This window comes from Acidimicrobiales bacterium (assembly GCA_035512495.1).
Classification (GTDB): Bacteria; Actinomycetota; Acidimicrobiia; order Acidimicrobiales; family CADCSY01; genus DATKDW01.
Window position 1 is genome coordinate 1 of sequence record DATKDW010000053.1, and the last position, 26,473, is coordinate 26,473.

At 71.1% G+C, this 26,473-nt stretch carries 27 protein-coding genes; 7 read left to right on the forward strand and 20 right to left on the reverse strand.

Annotation, left to right across the window (positions count from 1 at the left end; translation table 11 throughout):
• Positions 1 to 183: 183 nt before the first annotated feature.
• The 5 genes from VMN58_07450 to VMN58_07470 form a co-directional block, all read right to left on the reverse strand.
• Positions 184 to 1,602 (reverse strand): aldehyde dehydrogenase family protein, encoded by a 1,419-nt coding sequence (locus tag VMN58_07450; protein ID HUF33026.1) that lies wholly within the window; start codon positions 1,600 to 1,602, stop codon positions 184 to 186.
• A gap of 76 nt (positions 1,603 to 1,678) precedes the next feature.
• The gene (gene icd, locus VMN58_07455) at positions 1,679 to 2,872 is read right to left on the reverse strand and encodes an NADP-dependent isocitrate dehydrogenase (GenBank protein HUF33027.1); all 1,194 of its coding nucleotides are present in this window, start codon (positions 2,870 to 2,872) and stop codon (positions 1,679 to 1,681) included.
• 11 nt (positions 2,873 to 2,883) lie between these two features.
• Positions 2,884 to 3,768, reverse strand: a complete 885-nt coding sequence (locus VMN58_07460) for a methylenetetrahydrofolate reductase (protein ID HUF33028.1) — start codon at positions 3,766 to 3,768, stop codon at positions 2,884 to 2,886.
• 61 nt (positions 3,769 to 3,829) lie between these two features.
• Complete coding sequence (locus VMN58_07465; protein HUF33029.1) at positions 3,830 to 4,393, reverse strand: putative glycolipid-binding domain-containing protein; 564 nt, start codon at positions 4,391 to 4,393, stop codon at positions 3,830 to 3,832.
• On the reverse strand, positions 4,390 to 5,256 hold the full coding sequence (locus VMN58_07470; GenBank protein HUF33030.1) for a tetrahydrofolate dehydrogenase/cyclohydrolase catalytic domain-containing protein: 867 nt from the start codon (positions 5,254 to 5,256) through the stop codon (positions 4,390 to 4,392). The genes VMN58_07465 and VMN58_07470 overlap by 4 nt, the downstream gene beginning before the upstream one ends.
• A 170-nt stretch (positions 5,257 to 5,426) precedes the next feature.
• Here VMN58_07470 and VMN58_07475 point away from each other — a divergent pair, with 170 nt between their 5' ends.
• Together VMN58_07475 and VMN58_07480 are read left to right on the forward strand one after the other, a co-directional pair.
• A complete protein-coding gene (locus VMN58_07475; protein ID HUF33031.1) occupies positions 5,427 to 6,707 on the forward strand; it encodes an acyltransferase in 1,281 nt (426 codons plus the stop codon).
• Between the two features lie 236 nt (positions 6,708 to 6,943).
• A complete protein-coding gene (locus VMN58_07480; protein HUF33032.1) occupies positions 6,944 to 7,990 on the forward strand; it encodes a Fic family protein in 1,047 nt (348 codons plus the stop codon).
• Positions 7,991 to 8,033: 43 nt separating this feature from the next.
• Here the strand turns inward: VMN58_07480 and purH are convergent, their stop codons facing one another.
• The 11 genes from purH to VMN58_07535 form a co-directional block, all read right to left on the reverse strand.
• Positions 8,034 to 9,557 carry a bifunctional phosphoribosylaminoimidazolecarboxamide formyltransferase/IMP cyclohydrolase gene (gene purH, locus VMN58_07485; protein HUF33033.1) on the reverse strand — a complete coding sequence of 508 codons (1,524 nt, stop codon included), beginning with the start codon at positions 9,555 to 9,557 and terminating at the stop codon, positions 8,034 to 8,036.
• On the reverse strand, positions 9,554 to 10,114 hold the full coding sequence (purN, locus tag VMN58_07490; protein ID HUF33034.1) for a phosphoribosylglycinamide formyltransferase: 561 nt from the start codon (positions 10,112 to 10,114) through the stop codon (positions 9,554 to 9,556). The genes purH and purN overlap by 4 nt, the downstream gene beginning before the upstream one ends.
• Positions 10,115 to 10,180: 66 nt before the next feature.
• Entirely contained in the window at positions 10,181 to 11,209 is a 1,029-nt protein-coding gene (locus VMN58_07495) for a DnaB-like helicase C-terminal domain-containing protein (GenBank protein ID HUF33035.1), read from the reverse strand.
• Positions 11,206 to 12,117 carry a type II secretion system F family protein gene (locus VMN58_07500; GenBank protein ID HUF33036.1) on the reverse strand — a complete coding sequence of 304 codons (912 nt, stop codon included), beginning with the start codon at positions 12,115 to 12,117 and terminating at the stop codon, positions 11,206 to 11,208. Before VMN58_07500 ends, VMN58_07495 begins: the two co-directional genes overlap by 4 nt.
• An 11-nt stretch (positions 12,118 to 12,128) precedes the next feature.
• Positions 12,129 to 14,006: a type II secretion system F family protein gene (locus tag VMN58_07505; GenBank protein ID HUF33037.1), complete on the reverse strand. Its 1,878-nt coding sequence runs from the start codon at positions 14,004 to 14,006 to the stop codon at positions 12,129 to 12,131.
• Between the two features lie 26 nt (positions 14,007 to 14,032).
• Positions 14,033 to 15,469 carry a CpaF family protein gene (locus tag VMN58_07510; protein ID HUF33038.1) on the reverse strand — a complete coding sequence of 479 codons (1,437 nt, stop codon included), beginning with the start codon at positions 15,467 to 15,469 and terminating at the stop codon, positions 14,033 to 14,035.
• The gene (locus VMN58_07515; protein ID HUF33039.1) at positions 15,466 to 16,671 is read right to left on the reverse strand and encodes an AAA family ATPase; all 1,206 of its coding nucleotides are present in this window, start codon (positions 16,669 to 16,671) and stop codon (positions 15,466 to 15,468) included. The genes VMN58_07510 and VMN58_07515 overlap by 4 nt, the downstream gene beginning before the upstream one ends.
• The gene (locus VMN58_07520) at positions 16,668 to 17,495 is read right to left on the reverse strand and encodes an SAF domain-containing protein (protein HUF33040.1); all 828 of its coding nucleotides are present in this window, start codon (positions 17,493 to 17,495) and stop codon (positions 16,668 to 16,670) included. Before VMN58_07520 ends, VMN58_07515 begins: the two co-directional genes overlap by 4 nt.
• A gap of 13 nt (positions 17,496 to 17,508) precedes the next feature.
• Positions 17,509 to 18,549: a Tad domain-containing protein gene (locus tag VMN58_07525; GenBank protein HUF33041.1), complete on the reverse strand. Its 1,041-nt coding sequence runs from the start codon at positions 18,547 to 18,549 to the stop codon at positions 17,509 to 17,511.
• Positions 18,537 to 18,923, reverse strand: a complete 387-nt coding sequence (locus VMN58_07530; protein ID HUF33042.1) for a TadE/TadG family type IV pilus assembly protein — start codon at positions 18,921 to 18,923, stop codon at positions 18,537 to 18,539. Before VMN58_07530 ends, VMN58_07525 begins: the two co-directional genes overlap by 13 nt.
• Positions 18,924 to 19,065: 142 nt before the next feature.
• Complete coding sequence (locus tag VMN58_07535) at positions 19,066 to 19,260, reverse strand: Flp family type IVb pilin (GenBank protein HUF33043.1); 195 nt, start codon at positions 19,258 to 19,260, stop codon at positions 19,066 to 19,068.
• A 173-nt stretch (positions 19,261 to 19,433) separates the two neighbouring features.
• Between VMN58_07535 and VMN58_07540 the strand changes: the two genes are divergently transcribed.
• Positions 19,434 to 21,287, forward strand: a complete 1,854-nt coding sequence (locus VMN58_07540) for an AAA family ATPase (protein ID HUF33044.1) — start codon at positions 19,434 to 19,436, stop codon at positions 21,285 to 21,287.
• Between the two features lie 21 nt (positions 21,288 to 21,308).
• On the opposite strand, the gene VMN58_07545 is transcribed toward VMN58_07540, so the two are convergent.
• A complete protein-coding gene (locus VMN58_07545; protein HUF33045.1) occupies positions 21,309 to 22,169 on the reverse strand; it encodes a response regulator transcription factor in 861 nt (286 codons plus the stop codon).
• Between the two features lie 141 nt (positions 22,170 to 22,310).
• Positions 22,311 to 23,012: a response regulator transcription factor gene (locus tag VMN58_07550; protein ID HUF33046.1), complete on the reverse strand. Its 702-nt coding sequence runs from the start codon at positions 23,010 to 23,012 to the stop codon at positions 22,311 to 22,313.
• Positions 23,013 to 23,143: 131 nt separating this feature from the next.
• Between VMN58_07550 and VMN58_07555 the strand changes: the two genes are divergently transcribed.
• From VMN58_07555 to VMN58_07570, 4 genes are read left to right on the forward strand one after another with little or no spacing between them, the layout of a single operon-like run.
• Positions 23,144 to 23,503 (forward strand): hypothetical protein, encoded by a 360-nt coding sequence (locus VMN58_07555; GenBank protein ID HUF33047.1) that lies wholly within the window; start codon positions 23,144 to 23,146, stop codon positions 23,501 to 23,503.
• Positions 23,504 to 23,507: 4 nt separating this feature from the next.
• On the forward strand, positions 23,508 to 24,752 hold the full coding sequence (locus VMN58_07560) for a type IV pilus twitching motility protein PilT (protein ID HUF33048.1): 1,245 nt from the start codon (positions 23,508 to 23,510) through the stop codon (positions 24,750 to 24,752).
• A complete protein-coding gene (locus tag VMN58_07565; GenBank protein HUF33049.1) occupies positions 24,752 to 25,495 on the forward strand; it encodes a DUF429 domain-containing protein in 744 nt (247 codons plus the stop codon). Before VMN58_07560 ends, VMN58_07565 begins: the two co-directional genes overlap by 1 nt.
• Before the next feature lie 30 nt (positions 25,496 to 25,525).
• The gene (locus VMN58_07570) at positions 25,526 to 25,759 is read left to right on the forward strand and encodes a hypothetical protein (protein ID HUF33050.1); all 234 of its coding nucleotides are present in this window, start codon (positions 25,526 to 25,528) and stop codon (positions 25,757 to 25,759) included.
• 82 nt (positions 25,760 to 25,841) lie between these two features.
• Here VMN58_07570 and VMN58_07575 read toward each other — a convergent pair whose 3' ends face one another.
• Positions 25,842 to 26,081 (reverse strand): type II secretion system protein, encoded by a 240-nt coding sequence (locus tag VMN58_07575; protein ID HUF33051.1) that lies wholly within the window; start codon positions 26,079 to 26,081, stop codon positions 25,842 to 25,844.
• A gap of 200 nt (positions 26,082 to 26,281) precedes the next feature.
• Positions 26,282 to 26,473: hypothetical protein (locus VMN58_07580; GenBank protein HUF33052.1), on the reverse strand; the 192-nt coding region annotated here is incomplete at its 5' end.

A 26,473-nucleotide genomic window follows, 5' to 3' on the forward strand; every position in this document is an offset into this window, starting at 1 on the left:
GTTGATGTCCCCGACCAGGAGACGGCTGCGGGGCTGGCCATGCAGTTCTCCTCCTCGGGCCGCATGGCCGTGTCCACGACCGTGCTGCTCACGCCCGAGCAGGTCGACCGGGCACGCGAGACGAAGAGCAGCTGGCGTCCACCGGGCGGCTGACGATGGTGGCCCGGAGGCTGCTGGCGAGGTCTAGAGCTGGAGGCTCTTGATCTCGAGGAACTCGTCGAGGCCGAAGGTGCCGAGCTCGCGGCCCTTGCCCGACTGCTTGTAGCCACCGAAGGGGGCCATGGGGTTGAAGCTGCCCCCGTTGACCTCGACCTGGCCGGTGCGCATCTGGCGGGCGACCTTGGTGGCCCGCTCCTTGTCGCCCGACCAGACACCGCCGGCGAGGCCGTAGATGCTGTCGTTTGCGATGGCGATGGCCTCTTCCTCGGTGTCGTAGGGGAGGATCGCCAGGACGGGACCGAAGATCTCCTCCTGGGCGATGGTCATGTCGCTGGTGACGCCGCTGAAGACGGTGGGCCGCACGAAGAAGCCCTTGTCGAGGCCCTCAGGGGCCTCGATGCCGCCGGTGAGGAGCGTGGCGCCCTCGTCCTGGCCCTTGGTGATGTAGTCACGGACCCGCTCGCGCTGGGCGGCGGAGACGAGGGGACCGAGGCGGGTGTCCTCGGCGAAGGGGTCGCCGGCCTTGTAGGTCTCGGCGGCGCGGACGGCGATGTCCTCGACCTCGGACAGCTTGGAGCGGGGCACCACCATGCGGGTGAGCGCCGAGCAGGTCTGGCCCGAGTTGAGGAAGCACTTGCCGACACCGTCGGTCACGGCCTTCTCGAGGTCGGCGTCGTCGAGGATGACGTTGGCCGACTTGCCGCCGAGCTCGAGCGCCACGCGCTTGACGGTCTGGGCGGCGACCTCGGTGACGCGCTTGCCGGCGCGGGTGGAGCCGGTGAACGACACCATGTCGACGTCGGGGTGGGCGGCGATGGCCTCGCCCACCACCGGGCCGGTGCCGGTGACGAGGTTGAACACGCCGGCCGGGAGGCCGATGTCGGCGATGACGTCGGCCAGCACGAAGGCGTTGAGCGGCGCGACCTCGGAGGGCTTGAGGACCACCGTGCAGCCGGCGGCCAGCGCCGGGGCGACCTTGGCGGCGATCTGGTGCAGCGGGTAGTTCCAGGGGGTGATGGCCCCGACGACCCCGACGGGCTCCTTGACGATCAGGCTGTTGCCGACCGTCTCCTCGAACGCGTAGCTCTCGGCGATCTGGGCGTTGTTGGCGAAGCTCATCATGGGCAGCCCCGCCTGGATCAGCAGGCTGAGGCTCTTGGGCATGCCGACCTCCTGGGACACCAGGGTGGCGATCTCGTCCATCTTGGCGGCGAGGCCCTCGTTGATGCGGGTGAGGTACTTGGCCCGCTCCTCGACCGAGGTGGCGGCCCAGGCGGGGAAGGCGGCCTTGGCAGCCTTGACGGCCTTGTCGACGTCGTCGGCGGTGCCCTCGGGGATCGTCCCCATGACCTCTTCGGTCGTGGAGTTCACCACCTCGATCGTGCCCGAGCCGGCGGACGCCACCCAGGCCCCGTCCACATAGATCTTGTCCCGTACCAGCATGGCTACCCCTTCGAGAAAACGATGGTCTGTTGCCACTGACCCTACCGTCAGCGAGACGCGCTCGTCGCCTCGGGTGCTACAGCCGGTCGACGATGGCGGAGGCGAACTCCGAGGTCTTGACCTCGATGGCGTCGTCCATCATGCGGGCGAAGTCGTAGGTGACGATCTTGTCGGCGATGGTGGCCTCGAGGGCGGCCACGATGTCGTCGGCGGCCTCCTTCCAGCCGAGGTGCTCGAACATGAGCACGCCGGAGAGCAGCACCGAGCCGGGGTTGACCTTGTCCTGGCCGGCGTACTTGGGGGCGGTGCCGTGGGTGGCCTCGAAGATGCCGTGGCCGGTGACGTAGTTGGCGTTGCCACCGGGGGCGATGCCGATGCCGCCGACCTGGGCGGCGAGGGCATCGGAGAGGTAGTCGCCGTTGAGGTTCATGGTGGCGATCACGTCGAACTCGGCGGGCCGGGTGAGGACCTGCTGGAGGGCGATGTCGGCGATGGCGTCCTGGACGAGGATCTTGTCGCCGGGCTTGCCGCCGCAGTCGTCCCAACCGACGGCCACGTCGGAGAACTCCTCGCGCACGAGCTCGTAGCCCCAGTTGTTGAAGGCGCCCTCGGTGAACTTCATGATGTTGCCCTTGTGCACGAAGTGCACGTTCTTGCGACCGCGGTCGACGGCGTACTGGAGGGCGGCGCGCTGGAGGCGCTGCGAGCCGGACTTGGAGATGGGCTTGATGCCGATGCCCGAGTCGGGCTTGATCTCCCAGCCGAACTCCTCCTTGAGCAGCTCCATGAGGCGGGCGGCCTCCTTGGAGCCGGACTCGACCTCGAGGCCGGCGTAGATGTCCTCGGTGTTCTCCCGGAAGATCACCATGTCGACCAGCTCGGGGTGCTTGACCGGCGAGGGCACGCCGGTGAACCAGCGCACGGGGCGCAGGCACACGTAGAGGTCGAGGATCTGGCGCAGGGCAACGTTGAGGCTGCGGAAGCCTCCACCGATGGGGGTGGTGAGGGGGCCCTTGATGCCGATGAGGTAGTCGCGGAAGGTGGTGACGGTCTCTTCGGGGAGCCAGTCGCCGGTCTCGTCGAAGGCCTTCTGGCCGGCGAGGACCTCCTTCCACTCGATCGTCTTGCCGTGCTTGGCGGCTGCGGCGTCGAGGACCAGCTTGGCGGCCGGCCAGATGTCGACCCCGGTGCCGTCGCCCTCGATGAAGGGGATGATGGGGTTGTCGGGGACGGACAGGACGCCGTCGGTGAGGGTGATCTTCTCGGCCATGACGGGCGATGCTACCGACTGGTGGCAGCCCCGCTCCCCGGACGCAGCCCCAGGTTGGCGCAGATGTCCTTGGTGCCCCTGGCAAAGTTGAGGGTGTAGAGGTGCAGGCCGGGGGCGCCGCCGTCGAGGAGCTCCTGGCACAGCTCGGTGGCCAGCTCGACCGCCAGCTCCCGCACCGCCGTTGGGTCGCCGTCGACGGCGTCGAGGCGGGCCTCGACCTCGGCCGGGATGGCGGCGCCGTTGAGGCGAGCCATGCGCCGCAGGGCCTCCACGTTGACGAACGAGATCACGCCGGGGATCACCGGGGTGTGCACGTCGAGGGCGGCCAGCTCGTCGACCATGCGGAAGTAGTCGGTGGCGTCGAAGAAGAACTGGGTGATCCCGAAGTCCGCATGGCGGAGCTTGTGCGCGAGGTGGCGGCGGTCGGTGGCGATGTCGGGCGATCGGGGATGGCCCTCGGGGAAGGCGGCGACGCCCACCGAGAAGTCGCCGAGCTCGTGCACCAGATCGATCAGCTCGGAGGCGTAGAGGAAGTCCGAAGCCAGCTGGTCGCCGCCCTCGACCGGGAGGTCGCCACCGAGGGCGAGGATGTTCTCGAGGCCGGCGTCCCGGTAGCCGGTGACGATGTCGATGATGTCCTGGCGGCGGTGGGCCACGCAGGTGAGGTGGGGCATCGGGGTCATCGAGGTGTCGGCGGCGATGTGCTCCACGATCTGGCGGGTGGTGTCACGGGTGGTGCCCAGCGCCCCGTAGGTGACCGACACGAACGAGGGTCGAAGGACCTCGAGCTCGACGAGGACGCGCTCGAGGCGGGCGGCGGCCTCCTCGGTGCGCGGCGGGCCGAACTCGAACGACAGGGTGGGCCCCTGCGCCAGCAGCTCTCCTATGCGCGCCATGGGCACGGCAGCGTAGGTGGTCGCGGGAGCGCCCAACCCCGGTCGGGTCGGTCGGCCGAACTTAGGCGCTGGCCACGGCGTGCCAGAGGTCCTCGTAGTCGAGCACCAGTCCGTTGCTGTCGACGACCAGCTCGGCGTCGAAGGGTCCCGACGAGTAGCGGTAGAGGTCGGGGGCCTTACGCTCGTAGCGCTGCTCCTCCACGGCGATGGCCAGGTCGGGGAACCGGATCGACACCACTGAGATGTCGGCTGACTCCCCCACCGCCAGGCCGAGGCGGCGGATGGGGATCGTGTTGGTGGCAGGGGTGACGCCGAGGTCGGCGTCGATGCAGCCCGCGAGCTCCTCGTAGGGCTCGCGCCCGACGGTCCAGCGCCCCTCCTCGTCGGCCATCAGCGCCAGGCGGGCGTCGTCGCCCGGACCGCCCTGCACGTGGACGCCGAGCGAGCGGGTCTGCCAGGTGGCGTCGACCATCACCGTGTAGCGCACCTCGTAGGGCACGGCCTCGTAGGTGACCAGGGCGGTGCCCGACAGCCGGGCGCCCCGCTCGCCCTCGTCGGTCAGGACGCAGCGGTCGAGGCCGCCGGTCTCCCGGTCGGCCCACAGCACGGTGCGCAACCCGCTCATCGCCCTACCCTCCGCTCGGCCGCCGCCACGGTGTTGGACAGCAACATGGCCACCGTGGTGGGCCCCACCCCGCCGAGGCGGGGGGTGATCCAGCCGGCGACCTCGGCGACGGACTCGTCGACGTCGGGCAGCAGGCGCTTGCCCTCCCAGGTGATGCCGCCGCTGATCACCGCGGCGCCGGGCCGCACCATGTCGGCGGTGATCGAGGAGGGCACACCGGCGGCGCCGATGACGATGTCGGCCTGGCGGGTGTGGTGGGCGATGTCGGCCACCCCGGTGTGGACCATGGTGACCGCGGCGTTGGCCCCCGCAGCCTTGGCCGAGAGCAGCATCGACAGCGGGCGGCCGAGGGTCGGCCCGCGGCCCACGATCACCACGTGGCGGCCGCTCACCGGCACGTCGTAGTGGGCCAGCAGCGCCTTGATGCCTGCGGGCGTGCACGCCACCGGGCAGTCCATGCCGAGGGCCAGCTTGCCGAGGTTGGTGGGGTGGAGGCCGTCGGCGTCCTTGGCGGGGTCGATGGCCTCGAGCACCGGCCCCTCGTCGAGCCCCTTGGGCAGGGGGAGCTGCACGAGGTAGGCGGTGACGGCGTCGTCGTCGTTGAAGCGCTGCACCGCCTCGATCACCTGGGCCTGCGAGGCGTCGGACGGCAGCGACTGGTGGTGCGAGGTGATGCCGTGGGCCTCGGAGGTGGTGTGCTTCTTGGCCACGTACGAGTGGCTGGCGGGGTCGTCGCCCACCACGATCGTGCCGAGCCCGACGGCGACGCCCCGCTCGCGCAGGGCCGCCACCCGGGCGTCGACGTCGGCGAGGACCGCCTCGGCCACGGGGGCCCCCGGCATCCAGATCGGCTCGTCGGTCAACGCTTGGCCCTCTCGCTCGTGGTCGCCCTGCGCGTGCCCCGTCAGTCTCGCGCCGCGGCGGCGCGGTCAGCGCAGGAGCTGGACCACCCCGAGGATCAGCGCCCCGAAGGTGAGGTTGCGCGCGGGCGCGGCGGGCTCGGCCCGGGTCGGCGGGGTAGACCTGTCTGGCCATGGAGCCGACCCGGGATCGCGCGCTGGACCTGGTGCGCGCCGTGGCCATCTGGGCGGTCGTACTTGGCCACTGGATGCTCATCGCCGTGACCGAGACCGAGGGCACCCTCGACGGCGTCAACGCCCTCGGGCGGCTCGGCTGGACCCACCCGCTCACGTGGCTGTTCCAGGTGATGCCGCTGTTCTTCTTGGTCGGCGGCGTGGTCAACGCCACCTCGCTGGCGCGCCACCGCCAGCTCGGCGGCGACCTCGCCGGCTGGGTGCTGCGCCGCTACCGGCGCCTCCTGGTGCCGGCGTCGGCGCCGCTGGGCGTGCTCGTGGTGGCCGTCGCCCTCGGGCGGGCGGCGGGGGTCGACGCCGATCTGCTGGGCACCGGGGCGTGGGTGGCCACCGTGCCGCTGTGGTTCCTGGCCGCCTACCTGGCGATGGTGGCGCTCACCCCGGCGTCGGTGGCCGCGTCCCGCCGATGGGGCCTGCTGGTGCCGGCCGCCGGGGCCCTGGTGGTGGGCCTCGGCGACGTGGCGAGGATGACCCTCGACGACCCCTGGATGGCCGAGGGCAGCTACCTAGTGGGCTGGCTGGTTGTCCACCAGCTCGGCGTGGCCTGGCAAGGCGGCCGGCTGCAGGCCGGTGTGCGGGCCGGGCTGGCGGTGGCGGGCGCGGGTGGCGTGGCCCTGGTCGGCCTGACCGTGCTCGGCCCCTACCCGGTGAGCATGGTGGCGGTGCCGGGTGGCGACCTGCAGAACACCGAGCCGCCCACCCTGGCCCTGCTGGCCCTCGCCGTCACCCAGGCCGGCCTGCTCCTCGCCGCCCACCACCGGCTCGGCTGGTGGCTGCGGCGGCCCCGGCGGTGGGCGGCGGTGGCGAGGGTGCAGTCGATGGTCCTCACCCTCTTCCTGTGGCACATGGCTGCCGCGGTGGTCGCCGCCGTCGCCCTGCACGGCACCGGCGTGTTCCCGGTCGAGGCCATCGGGAGCGGGCGGTGGTGGCTGCTGCGCCTCCCCTGGCTGGCGATGTGCGCCGTGGTGCTGGCAGCCCTGGTGGCGGCGTTCGCACGGCTCGACGACCCCGACCGGCTCGGCCCGCGAGGCACCCGCGCAGGTGGCGGGGCGCGCAGGTGGATGGTGACGGCCGGTGCCGTGGCCTCGGTCGCCGGGATGCTGCGCATCGCCTTGGCCGGGAGCGGCTCGCACGGGCCGCTGGCGCTGCCCACCGACGCGCTGGTGGCCTTCGGACTGGGGGTCGTGCTGCTGGCGTGGGCAACGGCGCGGGCCGGGTGACCGAGTGCGAAGTGAGAACAACCTGACGCAGTAGTATCACATATAGGATGAAGTGATACTACAGGAGGTGCGGAGTGTCGGATCGAGGGACACCGGCGTCATGGCCGGCGCTCACCTACGAACAGCTGCCCTGGGAGCGCGACGACAGCGTGCCAGCGTCCCGGACCCAGCTGCGACGTCATCGCGGACCCTATGAGGCGTCCGTCATCCCAGAGATCGCCGACCAGAGGGTGGCCTTGGATCCCGAGATCGCCGCCGCCGCCGACGATGCCGCCGTGGAGATCGCCCGCTTCGACACCGAAGTCGGCCACGAGATCGCGCCGTTCGCCGCCGTCCTGCTCCGTTCCGAGTCAGCGGCATCATCCAAGATCGAGAACCTCACCGCCTCGGCCCGGGCCATCGCCGAGGCGGAGCTGTCGGGGCCCAACGGGCACAACGCCTCGATGGTGGTCGCCAACCAGCGGGCCATGACCGCAGCCATCGATCTCGCCGACCGCATCGACGGCGACGCCATCCTGGCAATGCACGAAGCGCTCCTCGAACACCGCGACCCCGACATCGCCGGACGCTGGCGAGACCAGCAGGTGTGGATCGGTGGCGGTGACCTCGGACCGCACCGAGCGGTCTTCGTCCCACCTTTGCACCACCGGGTGCCAGCGGCGATCGCCGACCTCGTCGCGTTCATCGACCGCGACGACATCCCGACGGTGTCGCACGCGGCGATCGCGCACGCCCAGTTCGAGACCATCCACCCGTTCCCCGACGGCAACGGACGCACCGGGCGGGCACTGGTGCACGCACATCTGCGGAACAAGGGCCTCACCCGGCACGTGACCGTGCCCGTCTCGGCGGGACTGCTCACCGACGTCGACGCCTACTTCGCAGCACTCACCCAGTACCGGGGGGGCGACCCCGGCCCGATCGTCGAATCCTTCGCGGCAGCAGCACTCACCGCGACCGCCAACGGGCGAGTCCTCATCGAAGACCTCCACAGCATCCGCCAAGGCTGGCAAGACAGGGTGAAGGCCCGCCGGGACGCAGTGGCGTGGCGGGTCGCCGACCTTCTCCTACGCCACCCCGTCGTGAACGCCGCGCTCATCGCTGACGCGACCGGCATCGCCCCGAACAACGCCTATCGAGCCCTTCGACCCCTCGAGGATGCCGGCGTCGTCGTCGAGTTCACCGACAAGAAGCGCAACCAGATGTGGCGCGCACCGGAGGTGCTCGAGGCCCTCGACCGCTTCGCCTCCCGAGCCGGACGGCGAAACCGCGCCGGAAGCTGAGACAACGTAACGGTGCCGGCGGTGTCCGTGCCGACCACCGGGGTCAGTGCAGGAAGTGGCGCTCGCCGGTGAAGACCATGGCCACGTTGAGCTCGTCGGCCCGGGCGATGTTCTTCTCGTCGTTCATGGCCCCGCCCGGCTGGACGATGACCGCCACGCCGGCGTCGGCGGCGGCCTCGATGCCGTCGGGGAAGGGGTAGAAGGCGTCGGAAGCGCACGCCCCACCCGCGGCCCGGCCATTGGCCTTGGCGGCGGCGATGAGGCCCGACTCCACCCGGTTCTGCTGGCCGGCGCCGATGCCCACGGCCTGGCGGTTCTTGACCAGCACGATGGCGTTGGACTTCACGTGGCCGCAGAGCCGCCACGCCAGCTCGGCGTCGCGCCACTCGCCGTCGGTGGGCGACACCTTGGTGACCACCTGCCAGTCGTCGCGGACCGCCGCGAAGTGGTGGGCGTCCTGCACCAGGAACCCGCCGTTGATCTGGCGCAGCTGTCGGGCCTCGCCCTCGGGCGCGCCGGCCTCGAGGATGCGGGTGTTCTTGCGCTTGGCCTGCAGGCGCTCGATCACCCCGCCCGCGTAGCCCGGGGCGATCACCACGTCGGCCTGGGCGGCGGCGACCATGGCCTCGACCGTGTCGTCGTCGACGGGGCGGTTGAGGGCGACGATGCCGCCGAAGGCCGAACGCTCGTCGCACTCGTAGGCCCGCTGGTAGGCGGAAGCGAGGTCGGGGGCGACGGCCACGCCGCAGGGGTTGGCGTGCTTGATGATGGCGACGGCCGGCTCGTCGCCGAGATCGTGCACCAGCGCCCAGGCGGCGTCGGCGTCGTAGAGGTTGAGGTACGACAGGGCAAGGCCGGCGTGCTGGATCACGCCGTCCCACCAGCTGGTGGTGCCCACGGCGCGGTAGCGGGCGCCCACCTGGTGGGGGTTCTCGCCGTAGCGGAGGTCCTGCACCCGCTCGAGGGCCAGGTGGAGGGTGGCGGGCAGGATGCGGGCCTCGGCCTCGGTTGCCTCGTCGCTGTCGTCGAGCCACGACACGATGGCGGCGTCGTAGGCGGCGGTGTGGGCGAAGGCCTTGCGAGCCAGGCGGCGGCGGGTCTCGGCGGTGAGGTTCCCGCCGCCACCCCGCAGCTCGTCGAGCACCGAGTCGTAGTCGGCGGGGTCGACCACCACGCCCACCCGGGCGTGGTTCTTGGCCGCGGCGCGCACCATGGTGGGCCCGCCGATGTCGATCAGCGGCACCGACGGGTCCGACGAGAAGGGGTAGAGGTTGACGACCACCAGGTCGATGGGCTCGATGCCCTGCTCCTCCAGGTAGGCCACCTGATCGTCGTCGTCGGTGTCAGCGAGGATCCCACCGTGCACCCGGGGGTGGAGGGTCTTGACCAGGCCGCCGGGCATCTCGGGGAATCCGGTGACGTCGGCCACCTCGGCGACGGGCACGCCCGCCTCAGCCAGCGCCCGGGCCGTGCCGCCGCTGGAGATGAGGTCGAAGCCGGCGTCGACCAGGCCGCGGGCCAGGTCTGCCAGGCCGGTCTTGTCGGACACGGACAGGAGGGCTCTCACGTGGTGGTCCCTTCGACGATCTGGCGGATGGTGGCCGGGTAGAGGCGTCGCTCCACCTCTTTGATGCGCTGGTGGAGCCGGTCGACGTCGTCGCCGGGCAGGACGGGCACCGCCTCCTGGGCGAGGATCGGCCCGGAGTCGACCTCGATGGTGGCGAGGTGCACGGTGCAGCCGGTGACCTTCACCCCGGCCTCCAACGCCGCCTCCACCGCGTGCCAGCCGGGGAAGGCCGGCAGCAGCGACGGGTGGGTGTTGGTGATGCGCCCGGCGTAGGCGTCGTGGATGGGCTTGTCCAGGATGGTGCCGAAACCGGCCATCACCACCAGCTCGACGTCGTGGTCGCGCAGGACGTCGACGACGTGCTCGGTGTAGGCCACGCGGTCGAAGTCGACGCCGAACGACGAGCGCTCCACCAGCACGGCGGGCACCCGGGCCAGGGCGGCCACCTCGGTGGCCCGACAGGGCCGGTCGACGACGACCACCTCGATGGGCAGCCCCCCGTCGAGCATGGCCTCCAGGATCGTCCCACTACCGGACGCCAGCACACCGATCCGCACGGCAGCGACGCTACACGCAGGCGTTGCTCACCCCAGTTGTGATGGCGATCATCGGTACGCGCCGCCTCACTCCTCGAGGGAGCCCTCCTCCCAGAGTCGCTCTGCCACCCAGCCCCCGGCAGGATCGAACCGATAGTTGCCGAAGTCCTTCTTGAACTCGAGCTCGACGTCGGCCGGGCCGTCCCGGTTCTTCTCGACACTGAAGACCACGTGGCGGCGGAACTCCGGTGCCCTCGTCGTGTCGTAGGCCAGGTGGGCCTTCGACACCACCGCGATCTTGTCGTTGAGGATCACCGCAGCGTCCGACTCGTAGGCCAGCGCCGTGGATCCCCGCATGTGCCGGAGCCGCAACCGGCGGGCCTCGAGCCCGACCTGGTCGGCGGCCGCCACGGCGATGACGGCCACGCGCCGTGCCAGCGCCAGCTCCTTGAGCCCTTCGGCCACCCGCTTCACCCGCTCCGCTTCGAGGGCCGGTTCTGGCACCACCGGCACCTTCTGGAGGTAGTCGACGAAGAGTGCGGTGCGCTCGCCGGCGTGGCGGTCGAGGATCTCGCCCAGGGCCTCGATGTCGGTGCGGGTGCCCGACGCCCGCATCAGCACCAGGCGGTCGGCGTAGGTGGCGAGGCGCTCCTCGGCCTGGAGCAGCAGGGGGTTGGCGTCGAGGACGTCACGGATCTTGCGGGTTCCCGAGGCGACGTCGCGCAGCTCGCCGCGGAGCGAGTCGAGGTGGGGGCCATCGGCGCCGCCCGACGCCGCCAACAGATCACCCAGCTCGCACGCCAGCAACCGCGTGAGGAGGGTGACCTCGTCGTGCTCGTAGCAGGCCACGATGGCGGTGTGGCCGGTGAGGGCCATGTGCCGGGCCCACTGCAGGGCAGCGACGGTCTTCCCCAGTCCGGGCTTGCCGCCCACCACCATCAGGTCACCGGCACGGATGCCCCCGTTCAGCACCTGGTCGAGCGGGCAGAAGCCGGTGGCGAAGGGCGTGAGTCGGGGGATCTCCAGCTCCACCTGCTGCAGCTCGGCCAGGGTGCGCTCCGCCGTGCGACCGACGGCGCCACCCGTCCCGTCATCGGCCAGCACCACGGCGCTCACCCGAGCGCCCCGAAGATCCGGATGGCGGCGGGGCCGAGGAGGACGATGAAGATGACCGGGAGGATGAACAGCACCATGGGGAAGAGGATCTTCACGGGCAGCTTCATGGCCGCCTCCTCGGCCCGCTGCCTGCGCTTCACCCGCATCTCGGCCGCCTGCACTCGCAGCACCTTGGAGATCGCTACCCCGTAGCGGTCGGCCTGGATCACTGCGAGGACGAAGTGGCGGAGGTCGTCGACCTCCGTGCGCGCCACCAGCCCCTGCAGCGCGTCGCTGCGGGCCAAGCCGGCCTGCACGTCCTGCATGGTGCGGGCCAGCTCGGTGTGCAGCGGGCCGTCACCCGAGCGGCCGGCGCGGACCATGGCGGCGTCGAAGCCGAGCCCGGCCTCGACGCTGATCAGCATCTGGTCGATGGTGTCGGCCAGCTCGCGTTGGATCGCCTGCTGGCGCTTGGTGGCGGCGTTGTAGAGGAGGATGTCGGCCAGCAGGTAGCCGAACGCCACGCCGCCCAGACCGAGCACGACACGGCCGGGGCCGGGCGCGTCGAGGAACCACAGGACCACCAGGCCCGCAGCAGCGGCACCGCCGACGACCTTGGCCGCCAGCACCCGCTCCAACGGCCATCCTTCGGGCACGCCGGCGAGCAGGATGCGCCGCTCGAGGTTCTCGACCATGCCGTTGGGCGTGAGCCGGCGGGCCCGGTCGGCCAGCCGTTCCACCGCCGGGCCCACGGCCCGCTCCTTTGCCGAGCGGGCCAGCACGGCGCTGCGGTAGTCGGTGAAGGAGGAAGCTCCGGCGGTGAGGTTGCGGGCCACCGCCGAGGACGAGCTGGCGCCCGACACGGCCCACCACAGGAGGGGGAAGGCGGCGACGACGGCCACGGCGCCGAGAAGGAGGACGAATGACATGGCGTTGCTCCTCAGTAGTCCAGCCGGCACAGGACGCGGAACCACAGTGCTCCGATGCCGAGCATCACCACGCCCACCATCGACATCACGAGGCCGGGCCCGAAGGTGAGGAGGCGGAAGTACTCGGGGTTCATGAGCTGGAGTGCCACGGCGAGGACGAAGGGGAGGGCGATGAGCACGTAGGCCGACATCCTGCCCTCGGCGGTGAGGGCCTTCACCTGGCGCTGCACCTGGTTGCGCTCGCGGATGGTCTCTCCCACGTTGTCGAGCACCTCGGCCAGGTCGCCGCCGACCTCCCGGTTGATGTCGATGGCCTGCACGACCCAGGCGAAGTCTTCCGTGCCGAGCCGCTCGGCCATGGCGGCCAGCGACTCGGAGAGGTCGCGACCGAGGCGCGTCTCGACCACGAGGCGGCGGAACTCGCTGTTGGTGGGCTCAGGTGCCTCTCGGCCGAGGGCGTCGATGGCCTGCAGCAGCCCGTAGCCGGCCCGCAGGCTCCCGGCAAGGAGCTGGAGGGTGTCGCCCAGCTGCTCGGCGAACCTCGCCCGGCGGCGACGAGCGAGCACCGAGAGGATCGCGCGAGAGGCGCCACCGACGAGCAGCGCGAGGAGGACACCGAGCGCCGACCCCGAGAGGAGCAAGCCGACAGCGCCGGCGACCACGACCGCCGAGCCGGCGAGGACCACGTACTCGCCCGCCCGCAGGGCCACGCCGGCCTGCTCGAGCTTGGCGTCGAGGCCTCGCCGGTGGCCGTGACGGTCGAGCGCGCCCTCCACCGCCGCGGTCGCACGCCCGGAGAGCTCACCGAGGCTGGTGGTGGCGGCGCCAGTCGACGCAGCCACCGAGCTCGGGCCGAGGCGCGCTCGACGGCGTCGCTGCGCCCGGGGAACGAAGAGCGCCAGGCCGAGGAGGAGCAAGGCCAGGCCCACGCACAGGGCGCCGGCGGCGAGCATCCAGGTGGTGGCCCGGGGCTCCGAGCCCGACTGGAGGCCTGGGGCCGGCGCGGCGACAGCGGGGGTGGTGGTGACCGGCGCGACAGCAGTCGGGTAGTCGAGGGTGAGCAGCCGCTCGGCAACGACCCCGCCCTGCTCGAGACGGACGACGACCGGCGTGGGGCCCTCGGAAGACGAGCGCCAGGTGAGGTCGTACTCGTTGGCGAGGGACGCGGCGATGCGGTCGAAGAGGCCGTCGAGCCCCGAGGGGTCGTCGGCCGAGGCGACACCGCCGCCGCCCGCAGCGGCCAGCTGGCCGAGGGTGGCCGGGTCGCTCTCGGTCGTCACCAGCTCCACCACGTCGAGCCGGGCCTCGCCGACGGCGACGGCAGCGACCGCCGCCTCGAGCGTGCCGGCACTGGCCGTGTCGCCACCATCGGAGAGGACCACGACGGAGCGGCGCCGGTCGGCCTCGTCGGAGAGCTGGCCCACGGCGAGCGCGACCCCGTCGTAGAGGGCGGTCTCCCCCGCCGCCTGCAAGCTCCCGATGGCGGCGATGACGAGGGTGTGGTCGTCCGTGAGAGGGCTCGCCACCACCGGGGTGGACCCGAAGGAGACGAGGCCCACGCTGGCATCCTCGGGGAGGCGGTCGACGAAGGCGGCGGCGGCGGCCTGGGCGGCGACGAACGGTGCCCCCCGCATGCTTCCGGAGGTGTCGACGACCAGCACCACCTCGAGGCGGTCTCCGGGGAGTCGGAGCAGCTCGACGGGTCGCTCGTCGCCGTCCTCGACCACCGTCACCGAGCTCGGTTGAACGTCGGCGCCGCCGAGCTCGGCCGGCGCGGTCAACACGGTGGCGACGCGCGGGTGGGAGCTGAGATCGGGCTGGGCCACGTCGAGGTCCACCGCGGTGCCCTCCTGGGCAGCGGCCGCGCCGCCCGAGGCGAGCACGGCCATGGCCGCGAGGATCGCCCACCCCCGCCTCACCGCCGACCTCCGGAGCGCTCGGCGAGGACGTCGACGGCGCCGAACAGCCCGGGCGGCAGCACCACGCCGACGTCGGCCAGGCGGTCGCTGAAGTGAGGGCGCAGCCCGGTGGGGACGCACGCACCGAGGAAGCGGCCGTCGGGGCCGATGCCGGCGGCGTAGTCGAACTTGAACAGGTCCTGGAGGGTGATGATGTCGCCCTCCATGCCGTCGACTTCGGTGATGGCGGTGACCCGCCGGCTCCCGTCGCGCAGCCTGGTGATCTGGACCATGAGGTCGATGGCGGAGGCCACCTGCTCACGGATTGCCCGCGCCGGAAGGTCCATCCCCGCCATCAGGACCATGGTCTCGAGGCGGGCGAGGGCGTCGCGAGGCGAGTTGGCGTGCACCGTCGACAGCGACCCCTCGTGGCCGGTGTTCATGGCCTGGAGCATGTCGAGGGCCTCACCACCGCGGACCTCGCCGACGATGATGCGGTCGGGCCTCATGCGCAAGGCGTTGCGGACCAGGTCGCGGATGGCGACCTCGCCTCGGCCCTCGATGTTGGCGGGTCGGCTCTCGAGACGGATCACGTGGTGCTGGTGGAGCTGGAGCTCGACCGCGTCCTCGATGGTCACCACCCGCTCGCTCTCGGGGATGAACGACGAGAGCACGTTCAACATGGTGGTCTTGCCCGTGCCCGTGCCCCCGGTGACGAGGACGTTGAGCTTGCCGGCCACGCACGCCTCGAGCAGGCCGGCCACCTCGGGGGTGATGGTGCCGAAGCCGATGAGGTCGGCCACCTGCAACGGCTCGCGGGCGAACTTGCGGATGGTGAGCACCGGCCCGTCGACGGCCAGGGGCGGGATGACGGCGTTGACCCGGGAGCCATCGGCGAGACGGGCGTCGACCATGGGCGACGACTCATCGATTCGCCGGCCGACCTGGCTCACGATGCGCTCGATCACCCGGCGGAGGTGCTCCTCGGAGACGAAGCGCGACTCGGTCCGCTCGATGCGGCCGTCGCGCTCCACGTAGATCCGCTCGGTGGCGTTGACCATGACCTCGGTGACGGCGTCGTCGGCGAGGAACCGCTCGATGGGGCCGTGGCCGAGCACGTCGTCGCCGATCTCGGCCACCAGCCGCTTGCGCTCTCCCGGCGACAGCGGCGCGTTGGCCTCCTCCATGAGGCGCCCGATCTCCTGCACCACGTAGGAGCGCAGCTGCTCCTCGCTGAGGGAGGAGTCGAACAGCCGCATCCCCAGGCGGGTGAAGAGCGCCTCGTGCGCCCGCTGCTTGAGGACGGCGAAGGGGTCGACGACGGTGCGCTCGGGCTCGGGGGTCGAGGAGAGGCGCCGAGCCGCCAGGGTTGGGGCGTCCTCGGCCACCGGCGCCACGGGCAGCTCTCCCGCGCCCTGGCCGTTGGCCTCCTTGAGCCGATCGCCCAGCCTCATCGCGCACCTCGCAGGCGTCGGAACCCCGAGACCAGGCCCGGGTCGGGCTCCTCCGCCTCGGCGAAGCGACCCACGATCTCGAGGAGCGACCGGGCGATCGGCGACCTGGGTGGCGCTTCGAGGAGCGGCGTGCCCTCGTTGGACGAGATCGGTGCCAGTCGGGAGCTGGGCACCGCGACGTCGACCGGCAGGCCGAGCACCGCCTCGATGTCGGCCGCGTCCATCCCCACCTTGGCATCCGAGCGGTTGAGGACGAGGTGGCGGCGCTGGCTGGTCTGCCCCAATTGATCGAACACGTCGAGCTCCTTTCGAAGGCTGCGCACGCTGGTGACGTCCATGGCCCCCACCAGCACGAGGTCGGTGGCCGCCTCGACGGCCACGATGCTGTGCTCGTCGATGCCTGCGGCGGTGTCGATCACCACGTAGGCGAACTCCGAGCGGAGCAGGTCCACCACATGGGCGGTGTGGGCGGCGGTGACGTCGTCGGCCTCAGCCGGCGTGAGCGGGGCGCACAGCGCGAAGAGACCGGTGTGGTGCGCGGAGAGGAAGACCTTCAGCATGGTGGCGTCGAAGTCGCTCGGGGCCCGGGCCACATCGGCCACGGTCTGCTCGGGGCTCAGCTGCAGGGCGGAGGCCACGTCGCCGAACTGCAGGTCGAGGTCGACCAGGGCGGTGGAGCCCGGCTGCTGCTTGGCCAACCCCACGGCCAGGTTGGTGGAGACGGTGGTCTTGCCGGAGCCGCCCTTCGGCGAGACGACGGCGATGACCCGGCTCGCCTCGGTGGCTGCTGCCCGGCGCTGCCCCTCGGCCACGATGGCCTGGCGGCGCTCGGCGACGGCCAACACGCCGTCGAGGGCGTCACTGAGCTCCTGCCGCGAGACGCCAGGGGCGACCACGTCGCGGGCGCCCGCCCGCAGGGCGGCGGCCCAGACCCCGGCGCTCTCCTTGGCCATGAGGAGGATGGCGCAGTCGGGACGCTCCCGGTCGAAGGCGTCGGCGATGCTCAGCGCCACCTTGGTGGGCAGGTCGGGCCCGAGGCAGATCACCGCCGCGCCGGCGCGGCCGCACTCCTCGACCACCTTGGCCGGGTCGAGGTGGAGGAACTCGTCCTGCCAGCAGCGCACCACGGTGGCCGCGCCCGCGAGCGCCTCTTCGAAGCGCGCCTCGCACGGGCTCGGCGAGAGGACGACGACCGTGCTCACTGGGCCCCCCCATACACGTTGCCCCGGCCAACGACCCGGGTGCCCTCCTCGAGGGCATCGTCGCCCTCGGCGGTGAGCCAGATGGTGCCGAACTCGGCGGCGAAGACGACCCGCTCGACCGAGGGGGCGTCGAGGGCGAGGGTGACCAGCAGGCTCTCCGTCGGTGCCGACGCCACGCCACGCCCGACGGCGACGGAGGCGCCGTTGACGACGGCGTCGTCCTCCCCGGCCACCGCCGGCACACCGGCGGCGTTGGGGCCGATCTGCACCGACGTCACCAGCACCTGGTGCAAGGCGAGGTGGGTGGTGTTGCCCGTCTTGCCGGTCTGCGTCTCGGTGCCACCCTGCTCATCGAGCAGGGTGCCCTCGAGATCAAAGGGGGAGAACGACATGAGCACCCCCACGGTGTCGCCGGGGCGGATCTGGCCGCCCAGCGCCCGCTGGGGTGCCAGGTCGACCGTCACCTGGAGGAGGCCCTCGGGCACGTCACCTCGGCGGGCCTCCACGGGCGTGACGAAGCGGCTGCGCAGGAGCTGCTCACCGGGCACCAGATCGGTGCGCGTGACCAGGCCCTCGATGGCGTCGAGCTCGGTGACGCTGCCCTCGGCGCGCAGCCGGGCCGGCACCTCACGCCGCTCGAGGGACCCGGCGATGTCAGCCGCGCTCGCACCCTCGGCGATCGATGTCCGCACCACCCACACCTCCACCAGCTCCTCGTCGGACAGCGCCTGGTCGCGGGCCGACTGCACGTAGCTCACCAGCACCAGGGTCCCGATGATTGCGAGGACCACTGCCCCCGCGATTCCGGCGATCCGTCTGTTCATGTCATTTCCCTTCTCACTTGATCAACCTGATGAGCGTCGCACCGAAGTCCTGGCAGCCGTCCCCCGACCCGCAGACCTCTCCGGGTGTGTCCACGACCACACCCGTGAAGCTGCCGACGATGCAGTTCTTGGTGGGCGATGAGCACGCATCAGGTGGGGGGTCGGAGGCGAACGCATTGTTCCCTCCGTCGAGTCGGTAGCCCGTCAAGCGGAACCCTGAGTAGCCGCTGACCAGGTACGTGGCGTTGGTCCCCGTCCCTGAGAAGCTCTCGAAGATCGGGATGGCGATGACGGTGCCGACCATCTCTTGGAGGTCGAGGGCAGAGCAGCTCTTCGGCGTGGCGCCGGTCTGGACCGAGGCGTCAAAGCCCTGGACCGTGGTGGACTCGCAACCGGCGGCATCGTCGAGCCATCCGAACCCGCCAGGGAGGTCCTGCCCCGAGGAGCTCAACGGGCAGGTGTCGCCGCCCTCCTCGGCGACGGACGTCTCCTCGTTCTTCCCTCCGCCATCGCCGCCTTGGAAGAAGATCGTCGTCGCATCGCCGTCGCTGTCAAGGTCAGGGGGCTTCCACATGTCGTACTCGCACTGCCCGATGATCAGCGGGATGCTGCGGAGGCTCGTCGGCACGCCCCAGATCACGGTCGAGCGCGCCTCCACCGTCGAGCTGTCGATCCCGAGGATCGGAGCAAAGAGGTGGCTCAGGAAGGGCTGACCGCTGGCGCCGTCCCGTGTGGTGCCGATCACCGTCACGCGACCGGTGGGGTCGAAGTCGTCGAGATCGATCGCCGCGTCGGAGATCCCATCACCGGCGTTGGCACTGGCGTATTCGGCGGCGATGCCGTCGATGGTCACCCCCGAGACACAGGGGATGAGCCCGAGCGCGCACTCCTCGGCGATGGCGAGGGCGGCGGCGTCAGTGCCGTTCTGCAGCTCTCGCCGCTCCTGGTACAGGGCCCCGACATCAACGACCAGGGCCGCCATGCCGATCAGGGCGACAAGCAAGAACGCCATGAAGACGGCGGCCGCTCCTCGCTCGTCCTTCACCCTCCGCATCGCATGACCCCTGACTCTTGGATCGTGATGGTGCCCTCACCGAAGAACGGGATGCTGTAGGTGAAGGGATAGCTCGCCGTCACCGTGGCCGGCTCCCCGCTGGTGCAGGGGCTCGCCGAGGTGGTGACGGCGATGTCCTGAGTCTTGAGGGTGGGGGCCGCCTGACGGGTGACTGCGACGGGATCTCCATCGGCCAGGGCATGCACCCGCGCCCCCTCCCGCACCGCACCGGTGAGGGAGACCTTGGCGTTGTAGGCCCGGCCGAACTCGATGATCCCGAAGACCAGGAGGACGAGGAGCGGCAACACGAGGGCGAACTCGACCATCGCCGCTCCTCGCTCGTCGCGACCTCGCTCCGAAAGGGGACCGGTCATGGAAACCATGGTCGCCCCGGCTTCAGACGACTCCTCGTGCGACTCGTCACACACTGCTCACCACCTCCTCACCCCGATAGGTCGACATGAACTCGGCGAGGCCTTCGGATCAGCTGGATCCGAAGGCCCCGAGAGTGCGCTACTAGTTGACAGCGTTGGCGACCGTGGTGAACTTGGCGGCCAAGTTGGTACCGATGAGGGTGACGGCGGCGATGCAGACGACGGCGATGAGGGCGACCATGAGGCCGTACTCAACCATGGTTGCGCCACGCTCCTCGCTCTTGAGCGAAGCGACGGTGGCGATGAGGTAGGACTGGAGAAACACGAACAGCTTCATGGACCGACTCCTTGAGTTGTGCATCGCCCGCCCACTGCGGACCTGCACCGCCATGGTGTGCTCGGTGAGCCATTTTGGTCATCGGCAGCATTGATGAAACGGCGTTCCTCAAGATCGATGATGCGCCGTCGTTTCAGGTGCGGTGTGCTGCAGAGGTGACGATTCCCAGGCCCGTGCCTGCCTTCGAGTGGACCCACCGCGCCATCCGCCGCACCTACTTCGGAGGCCGCGCCCGCGGCGGCTTCATCGTCGCCCTGGGGGTCGCGACGGTGCTCAGCGTCGCGATCCTCATCGCGTTCCCCGAGCCCGGTCAGCCGGCCGAGGTCAACCTGAACGAGATCGACCGGGCGATCGACGATGGTCACGTGGCGTCGGCGAGGATCGACGACGTCGCCCGGACCGTCGTCATCGAGCGCCACAGCGGCCTCCGTCAGCGGGCGGCCTACCCGACGACGCTGGGCGCCGAGCTCTCGCGCCGGCTGATCGACGTGGGCGCCGAGGTCACGGTCGAGCCCACTCCCCAGACGTCGATCTTGGTCCGCCTCGGCGTGTCGTTCCTCCCCCTCATGCTCATCGTCGCCATCCTCCTGCTCTACCTGCGCCACATGCGCTCCGGTGCCGCCGCGTTCTCGCGGGGTCGTGAGGCGGAGATCCCCACCACCCGGTTCGCCGACGTCGGCGGGATCGACGAGGTGGTCGCCGAGCTCGCCGAGGCCCGCGACTACCTCAACCACCCGGAGCGCTTCGCCGCTTCGGGCGCACGAGCGCCACGGGGGTTCCTGCTCACCGGCCCCCCGGGGACGGGCAAGACGCTGCTGGCCCGGGCGGTCGCCGGCGAGGCGGGAGTGCCGTTCTTCGCCATCTCGGGCTCCGACTTCGTCGAGACGTTCGCCGGTGTGGGGGCAGCCCGGGTGCGGCGCCTCTTCGAGCTGGCACGGCGACGCGACCGCGCCATCGTCTTCATCGACGAGATCGACGCCGTGGGCAGGTCGCGCAACGCGCGGGGCGGCAGTGACACCGACGAGCGGGAGCGGACCCTCAACCAGCTCCTGGTGGAGATGGACGGCTTCACGCCGTCGAACGTGATCGTCCTCGCCGCCACCAACCGGGTCGACCTCCTCGACCCGGCGCTGCTGCGGCCCGGCCGGTTCGACCGGACGATCCCGGTGCCGCCACCCGACCGCCGGGGGCGCACCCGGATCCTCGAGATCGTCTCCGATCGCCACAAGCTCGCCGACGACATCGACTTCGTCGACCTCGGCCGCCGCACAGCGGGGATGACGGGCGCCGACCTCGCCGTCCTCGTCAACGAGGCCGCCCTGGTGGCGACGCGCGCCGGCCACCAAGTGGTGACCGGACGGGACCTCGACGCCGCTCTCGCCACCACCGTCCTCGGCCGGGAGCGACCGTCAGTGGTGGTCAGCGACCGTGACCGGCGGATCGTGGCGTGGCACGAGGCCGGTCACGCCGTGTGCGCCCTGCTCCTGCCCGACACCGACGACCCCGTGCAGGTCACCATCGTCCCCCGCGGGGGGACGGGCGGCACCACCTGGCTCACCGCAAGCGACGACCAGCTGGTCAGCCAGGCCCAGGCACGGGCCGGGCTCATCGTGGCGATGGGCGGGAGGAGCGGCGAGGAGCTCCTCCTCCAGGGCGACTTCACCAGCGGCGCCTCGCTGGACTACGCCTCGGCACGGACCCTCGCCACCCACATGGTCACCCGCTTCGCCATGGGTCGGAAGGGGGTCGCCCACGTCGGCTACGAGGCCGCCGAGGGCCTCCCGAGCGACGTCGAGCAGGCGATCAACGGCCTCCTCGAGGACTCGCTGGTCGCCGCCCGGGCCCTGGTGCACCGGGCCTCCGACCTGCTCGAGGCGATCGCCGCCGAGCTGCTCGTCGACGAGACGGTCACCCTGTCGCGCCTGCACGAGCTGGTCGCTCGCCACCAGGGCGACGGCACCGAGCCCGCTGACGACGGCGACGAAGGTCGCCGTGCCGGGCTCATGATCCTGCGGTCGGAGCCCTGATCTCTCCCGTTCGGGGAAGGGTCAGAGCGACAGGGTGGACGAGTAGCGCACCATCGGGGTGCGCTCGTCGCCCGACCAGCCGCAGCGCTTGACCACGGCGACGGCGCTGAGCTGTGAGCTCACGCCCAACTTGGTGAGCACGCCGCGGATCTGGCTGCGGACGGTCGCGATCGAGACGTAGGACGCCTCGGCGATGGTCTCGGCCGACATGCCGTCGACGAGCAGCGCGAGCACCACGCGCTCTCGGGGGCTGAGCCGCTCGAACGGCGCCAGCTGGCTCGCGTGCTCCCGGCGGTGCTCCCGCAGCAACCGGCGCAGCTCGTCGGCGACCAGAGGGTCGGGGACGAGCTCCCCCCGAGCGGCGAGCTTCACGCCCTCGAGCAGCTCCTCGAAGGCAACCGCCTTGGAGAGGAGCCCGCGGGCGCCCTCCTCGATGCTGGCCGCCTTCAGGAGCTGGTCATCCGACGCCGACAGCACCACCACGTCGACGCCCTGCTCACGGAGGGGGCCGATGAGGTCGAAGCCGCTCATCTCCGACAACCCGAGGTCGAGGTCGACGAGGGCAAGGGTGGGCCCGAGACCGGCGATCGCCTCCATGATCCCATCGGGGGTCGAGGGGTCCACGGCGGCGGCGGCGAAGCCCTCCCGGCGTAGCGCCCGGACGATGGCGTCGGCCAGCACGGCGTGATCGTCGACGACCACGACGGCGCACGCCGGCCGGGGCCCGTCCTCCGGCACCGCCAACCCGGCGCAGGAGGTCCCCTCTGACCGCGCGACGACCCGGCGGTCGAGGCGTCGCCGCTCCGCGGTGGTACCGGTCGGCGAGGGGTCGCGCTCACCTGCAGTGGTACCGCTCGGGCTGACTTCACGATCGTGCGTCATCATCGACGACTCCTGGAGGTGGGGCGAGTGGGCCTCGGGATCACTCAGGGTGGTCGGTCGTCCCCACGTGATCGACATCAGAATTGATGAATGCGCGCCGTCTTCTCCACCACGTGGCGGGCAGGCGGCTTCCGGCACGTCTCAGCCGCGGTCAGTGGCCCGCCTGGTCCGGCCCCAGCCCGAGCGGCGGACGAGCGCCACCGCGGCGAGCTGGCTGTTGACGCCGAGCTTGTTGAGGACCGACTTGATGTGGGAGCGCACCGTCGCCACGGAGACGAACTGCTCCTCGGCGATGGCCTCGGCCGACAGCCCGTCGCAAACGGCCGTGAGGACCTCCTCCTCCCGGGCGGTGAGGGCGCGGAAAGGGGCGAGGCGCGCCTCGTTCTCGTTCCGCTGACGCCGCAGCTCGGAGAGGTACTCGTTGCGCTCCTCGGGCGTCAACACGGTCTGGCCGGTGGCGGCGGCGTGGAGGGCGTCCACCAGCTCGTCGAGGGGCCGCGACTTGTCGAACACCCCGTTGGCGCCGAGCTCGAGGCAGCGAGCGAGCTGGGCGTGGTCCTGGCTGCCGGTGAGGATCATCACCGACGCCCCCCGGGACGTGAGCGGCTCGATGAGCGGCATGCCCGACCGGTCGTGCCCGAGGTGGAGGTCGAGCAGCACCACCGACGGCTGGTGACGGTCGGCGGCGGCCAGGACCGACTGGTGGTCCAGCTCGTCCGCCGGCAGCGCTACGAGCTGACCGAAGCCCCGGAGGCGCAGGGCCAGGGCCATGGCCTCGGCCAGCACGACGTGGTCCTCGACGAGGAGGATGCTGGTGTTCTCCGGCTCCGCCTCGGCACCCATCGGGTCGGAGTCTTGCCGAGGACGGGCGTGCGGTGCCACGAACTCGAGAATCCCCAGATTTGGTGGATCGGCCGCCGCCCCCGCCGCGCTTCACTTCGGAGGTGCCAGATCGCTATCGAGTCCTCGTCGCCATGGAGCCCAACGTCCTGGGCGACACGTTCCGGCACCTGCTCGACGCCGCGGGCCAGGACGAGGTGGTCTACCTCGATCCCCGGGATCTGCACGCGCTCGTGGGCGACTTCGATGCCATCCTCACCACCGAGGAGCTACCGCCGGGGGTGCGCTCCCCCCTGGTGATCCGCCTGCCCAACACGCAAGGCGACGCCGGTGAGGGCGTGGTCATCGACCTCACCGGGACGGTCCCGATCGCCGTCGAGGGCATCGACGAGATCATCGACCTGCTCGACGAGCGCTGCGTCGCGACCGAACGGCGGGCGACGCGGCTGGGACGCGACGAACCGCCTGCCCTGACCGACGACCAAAGCTGGTGATCACATGCTCTCTGCCGACCCCAAGCCCCTCGCCCCGCACCTGCGCTACGCGTGCGACCACGGCGGCACCGACCTGCACCTCAGCCCCGGCACCCCGCCGCTGGTGCGCATCGACGGCGCCCTCCGACCCATCCCCGATGCCGAGCCGCTGACATCTGCCGGGCTTGAGAAGCTGGTGAAGGCGGTGCTGTCGCCGGCGCTGCACGACGACCTCGACCGCCACAAGGAGCTCGACTTCGCCTTCGACTTCGAGGACGAGGGCCGCTTCCGGGGCAACGTCTACCGGGCCCGGGGCTCGTTCGGCATCGCCCTGCGCCTCATCCCCCAGGTGATCCCCGGCTTCGAGGAGCTGGGCCTGCCCGACATCGCCGACGAGCTGGTCCGCCTCCCGCAGGGCCTGGTGCTCATCACCGGACCCACCGGCTCGGGCAAGTCCACGACCCTGGCGTCGATGATCGACTGGATCAACACCAACCGGCGCTGCCACATCATCACCATCGAGGACCCGATCGAGTACCTCCACGAGCACAAGCTCTCCGCGGTGAACCAGCGCGAGATCGGCCCCGACGCCGACACCTTCGCCACCGCCCTCCGGGCTGCGCTGCGGGAGGATCCCGACGTGCTGCTTCTCGGTGAGATGCGCGACCCCGAGAGCATCAGTGCAGCACTGAGCCTGGCCGAGACCGGGCACCTGGTCTTCGCCACCTTGCACACCAACGACACCGCCCAAGCCCTCGACCGCATCGTCGACGTCTTCCCGGCCGAGCGGCGCGACCAGATCCAGGTGCAGCTCTCGGCCACCCTGGCCGCGGCGATCTACCAGCGCCTGCTCCCCAAGGCCGGGGGTGGCCTGGTGGCCGCCTTCGAGGTGATGCGGGCCAACCACGCGGTGAAGAACCTCATCCGCGAGGGCAAGACCCGCCAGCTGCGCAACATCGTCTCCACCCACCAGTCGGAGGGGATGCAGACCCTCGAGGAGTCGCTGGCCCACCTGGTGGACGACGGCAGCGTCGACATCGAGACGGCGCTGGGCTACACCGTCCACCCGAAGGAGCTGCACCGCCACGTGTCCATGGCCCTGGCCATGGCGCCAGCAGGCGCCGACGCGAGCGGGCCGCCCATCGACCAGGGTGGGCTCATGCCCACCGATGACGACGACCTCGCCGCCGACGACCCCACCACCGGGGCCGAGCTGGCCGTCGCCTCCAACGGGGGCGCCGGCCGCCGCAGCCTCCGCCGCCGTCGCTGATGGGTGGTCCCGGCCGCCCGGGCGGCCGGGGTGGCTCCCCGGTCCCCTACGACCTCCTCGCCAGCGTCATCCCCTTCAAGCGGGGCTGGCTGGTGGCCAGCGCCAAGCTCCAGGGCATCCAGATGTACCCGAACGAGCCGGAGGTGTTCGAGACCCTCGCCGAGGTCCTCGACTACCGGCCGCCGTTTCGCGCCATCGCCCTCGACGCGCCGATCGGCCTGCACACCGAACCGGTCGACGGTGGGCGCTCGTGCGACCGTGAAGCCCGCCGCCTCCTCGGATGGCCTCGCAGCGGCGCCATCCTCACCCCGCCCATCCGGCCGGCGCTGACGGCGTCCTCGTACAAGGAGGCGGCTCGCATGTGCGGGCGGCTGAGCCCGGTCACGTGGGGCAGGCTGCCCCGCATCGCCGAGGTCGACGCCGAGGTGGCGTCCTACCGGCAGCGGACCATCTTCGAGATCCACCCAGAGATGAGCTTCTACCAGCTCAACGGCGACCAGCCCATGCGCTACCCCAAGCGCGACCGCATCGGCATGACCGAGCGCTATGGGGTGCTGAAGAACAAGATCCCGGGCATCGAGCGCCTCGTCGACGCCAAGCTGCCGGGCGTCAAGCGCTGGCATCTGCTCGACGCCGCCGCCTGCCTCTGGACTTGCCGACGAGTGGTGGCCCGGGCCCTGACCCGCATCCCCGAGGACCCCGAGTGGGACGACGAGGGGCTACGCATGGAGATCGTGCGGTAGGACGGGCTCGCTTCGCGCGAGGCTGGCGCGATGCGGAGTGTGCTCTCGAGAGTCCGGCTCGCCATGCAGAGAGGCCTGGCGAGGGCTGACACATGGGTAGGCGTCGTCGCGCTCTGGCTCGGCGGGATGTCCGCCGGGAACGGCCGTTGGGTTGCCGGCGCTGCACTCGGTCTCGTCGGCGTGGTCTTCGTCGTGGCGTCAGGCGACTACAGCTGGCGGAAGGGCTTCGTCGCCGGCAAGCGACACAGCGTTGATGACGCTTGACCGTGGTCCCGTGCAACGCGTGTGGAGCCCGAGACGCAGTCCCGGGCTCCATGCGCACTACATCAACGGGTCCTCCGGTGCTCTAGCAGGGGCTGCCCTCGACGTAGTCGTTGGCAGTGCCTCCCCCGGCCTTCGCTGCGGCGGCAGCGGTCGCGCAGATGTCGGCATCTGCTCCGGCCTTCGCGTTGGTGGCGGCCGTCTCGAAGGGGTCGACGGCGAAGATCACGATGCCGGCAAGGATCCCCAGGACGACCATCACGATCATGAGCTCGATGAGGGTGAACCCCTCCTCGCGCTTCAGTTGGTTGAGCGTGTTCGACATTGCTCTCTCCTTTTTGTTTCGGTCTGGTTGGTTGAGTTGTGGGGTTCGATTGGGAGTTGGTCAGGCGAGATGATCGGTACCGCACCTCCCCCGTCTAGAGAGAGCCTCCCGACGATCGCCGCTCCTTCGCAGCGCTCGGGGAGGTCGGGGCGGAGAACCGCGAGGCGGCGGTCGTTGGACCCGATCCACGACCGGCCCGCTCACCGGACGACCACCCAGTCGCGGACCCTCACTCGGTAACCGGGCAGGATGACGCCACCATCGGTGTCCGTGTAGGACACCCGAGCGCGTAGGCGGACTTGGCTACCGACGAAGGCCTCGAAGGTCACGCCGCGGAGGTCGTCCGTGCCAGGAAGCTGGAAGGGAGAGTCCCCTTGCTTCATGGACGCGCT

What these genes read in the sequence shown, in the direction of transcription:
- VMN58_07450 (HUF33026.1), bottom strand. Translation starts at nt 1,602, where the DNA reads ATGCTGGTACGGGACAAGATCTATGTGGACGGGGCCTGGGTGGCGTCC.
- icd (HUF33027.1), bottom strand. Translation starts at nt 2,872, where the DNA reads ATGGCCGAGAAGATCACCCTCACCGACGGCGTCCTGTCCGTCCCCGAC.
- VMN58_07460 (HUF33028.1), bottom strand. Translation starts at nt 3,768, where the DNA reads ATGGCGCGCATAGGAGAGCTGCTGGCGCAGGGGCCCACCCTGTCGTTC.
- VMN58_07465 (HUF33029.1), bottom strand. Translation starts at nt 4,393, where the DNA reads ATGAGCGGGTTGCGCACCGTGCTGTGGGCCGACCGGGAGACCGGCGGC.
- VMN58_07475 (HUF33031.1), top strand. Translation starts at nt 5,427, where the DNA reads ATGGAGCCGACCCGGGATCGCGCGCTGGACCTGGTGCGCGCCGTGGCC.
- VMN58_07500 (HUF33036.1), bottom strand. Translation starts at nt 12,117, where the DNA reads ATGTCATTCGTCCTCCTTCTCGGCGCCGTGGCCGTCGTCGCCGCCTTC.
- VMN58_07505 (HUF33037.1), bottom strand. Translation starts at nt 14,006, where the DNA reads ATGGCCGTGCTCGCCTCGGGCGGCGCGGCCGCTGCCCAGGAGGGCACC.
- VMN58_07510 (HUF33038.1), bottom strand. Translation starts at nt 15,469, where the DNA reads ATGAGGCTGGGCGATCGGCTCAAGGAGGCCAACGGCCAGGGCGCGGGA.
- VMN58_07520 (HUF33040.1), bottom strand. Translation starts at nt 17,495, where the DNA reads ATGAACAGACGGATCGCCGGAATCGCGGGGGCAGTGGTCCTCGCAATC.
- VMN58_07525 (HUF33041.1), bottom strand. Translation starts at nt 18,549, where the DNA reads ATGCGGAGGGTGAAGGACGAGCGAGGAGCGGCCGCCGTCTTCATGGCG.
- VMN58_07530 (HUF33042.1), bottom strand. Translation starts at nt 18,923, where the DNA reads ATGACCGGTCCCCTTTCGGAGCGAGGTCGCGACGAGCGAGGAGCGGCG.
- VMN58_07535 (HUF33043.1), bottom strand. Translation starts at nt 19,260, where the DNA reads ATGAAGCTGTTCGTGTTTCTCCAGTCCTACCTCATCGCCACCGTCGCT.
- VMN58_07545 (HUF33045.1), bottom strand. Translation starts at nt 22,169, where the DNA reads ATGACGCACGATCGTGAAGTCAGCCCGAGCGGTACCACTGCAGGTGAG.
- VMN58_07550 (HUF33046.1), bottom strand. Translation starts at nt 23,012, where the DNA reads ATGGGTGCCGAGGCGGAGCCGGAGAACACCAGCATCCTCCTCGTCGAG.
- VMN58_07555 (HUF33047.1), top strand. Translation starts at nt 23,144, where the DNA reads ATGGAGCCCAACGTCCTGGGCGACACGTTCCGGCACCTGCTCGACGCC.
- VMN58_07560 (HUF33048.1), top strand. Translation starts at nt 23,508, where the DNA reads ATGCTCTCTGCCGACCCCAAGCCCCTCGCCCCGCACCTGCGCTACGCG.
- VMN58_07565 (HUF33049.1), top strand. Translation starts at nt 24,752, where the DNA reads ATGGGTGGTCCCGGCCGCCCGGGCGGCCGGGGTGGCTCCCCGGTCCCC.
- VMN58_07570 (HUF33050.1), top strand. Translation starts at nt 25,526, where the DNA reads ATGCGGAGTGTGCTCTCGAGAGTCCGGCTCGCCATGCAGAGAGGCCTG.
- VMN58_07575 (HUF33051.1), bottom strand. Translation starts at nt 26,081, where the DNA reads ATGTCGAACACGCTCAACCAACTGAAGCGCGAGGAGGGGTTCACCCTC.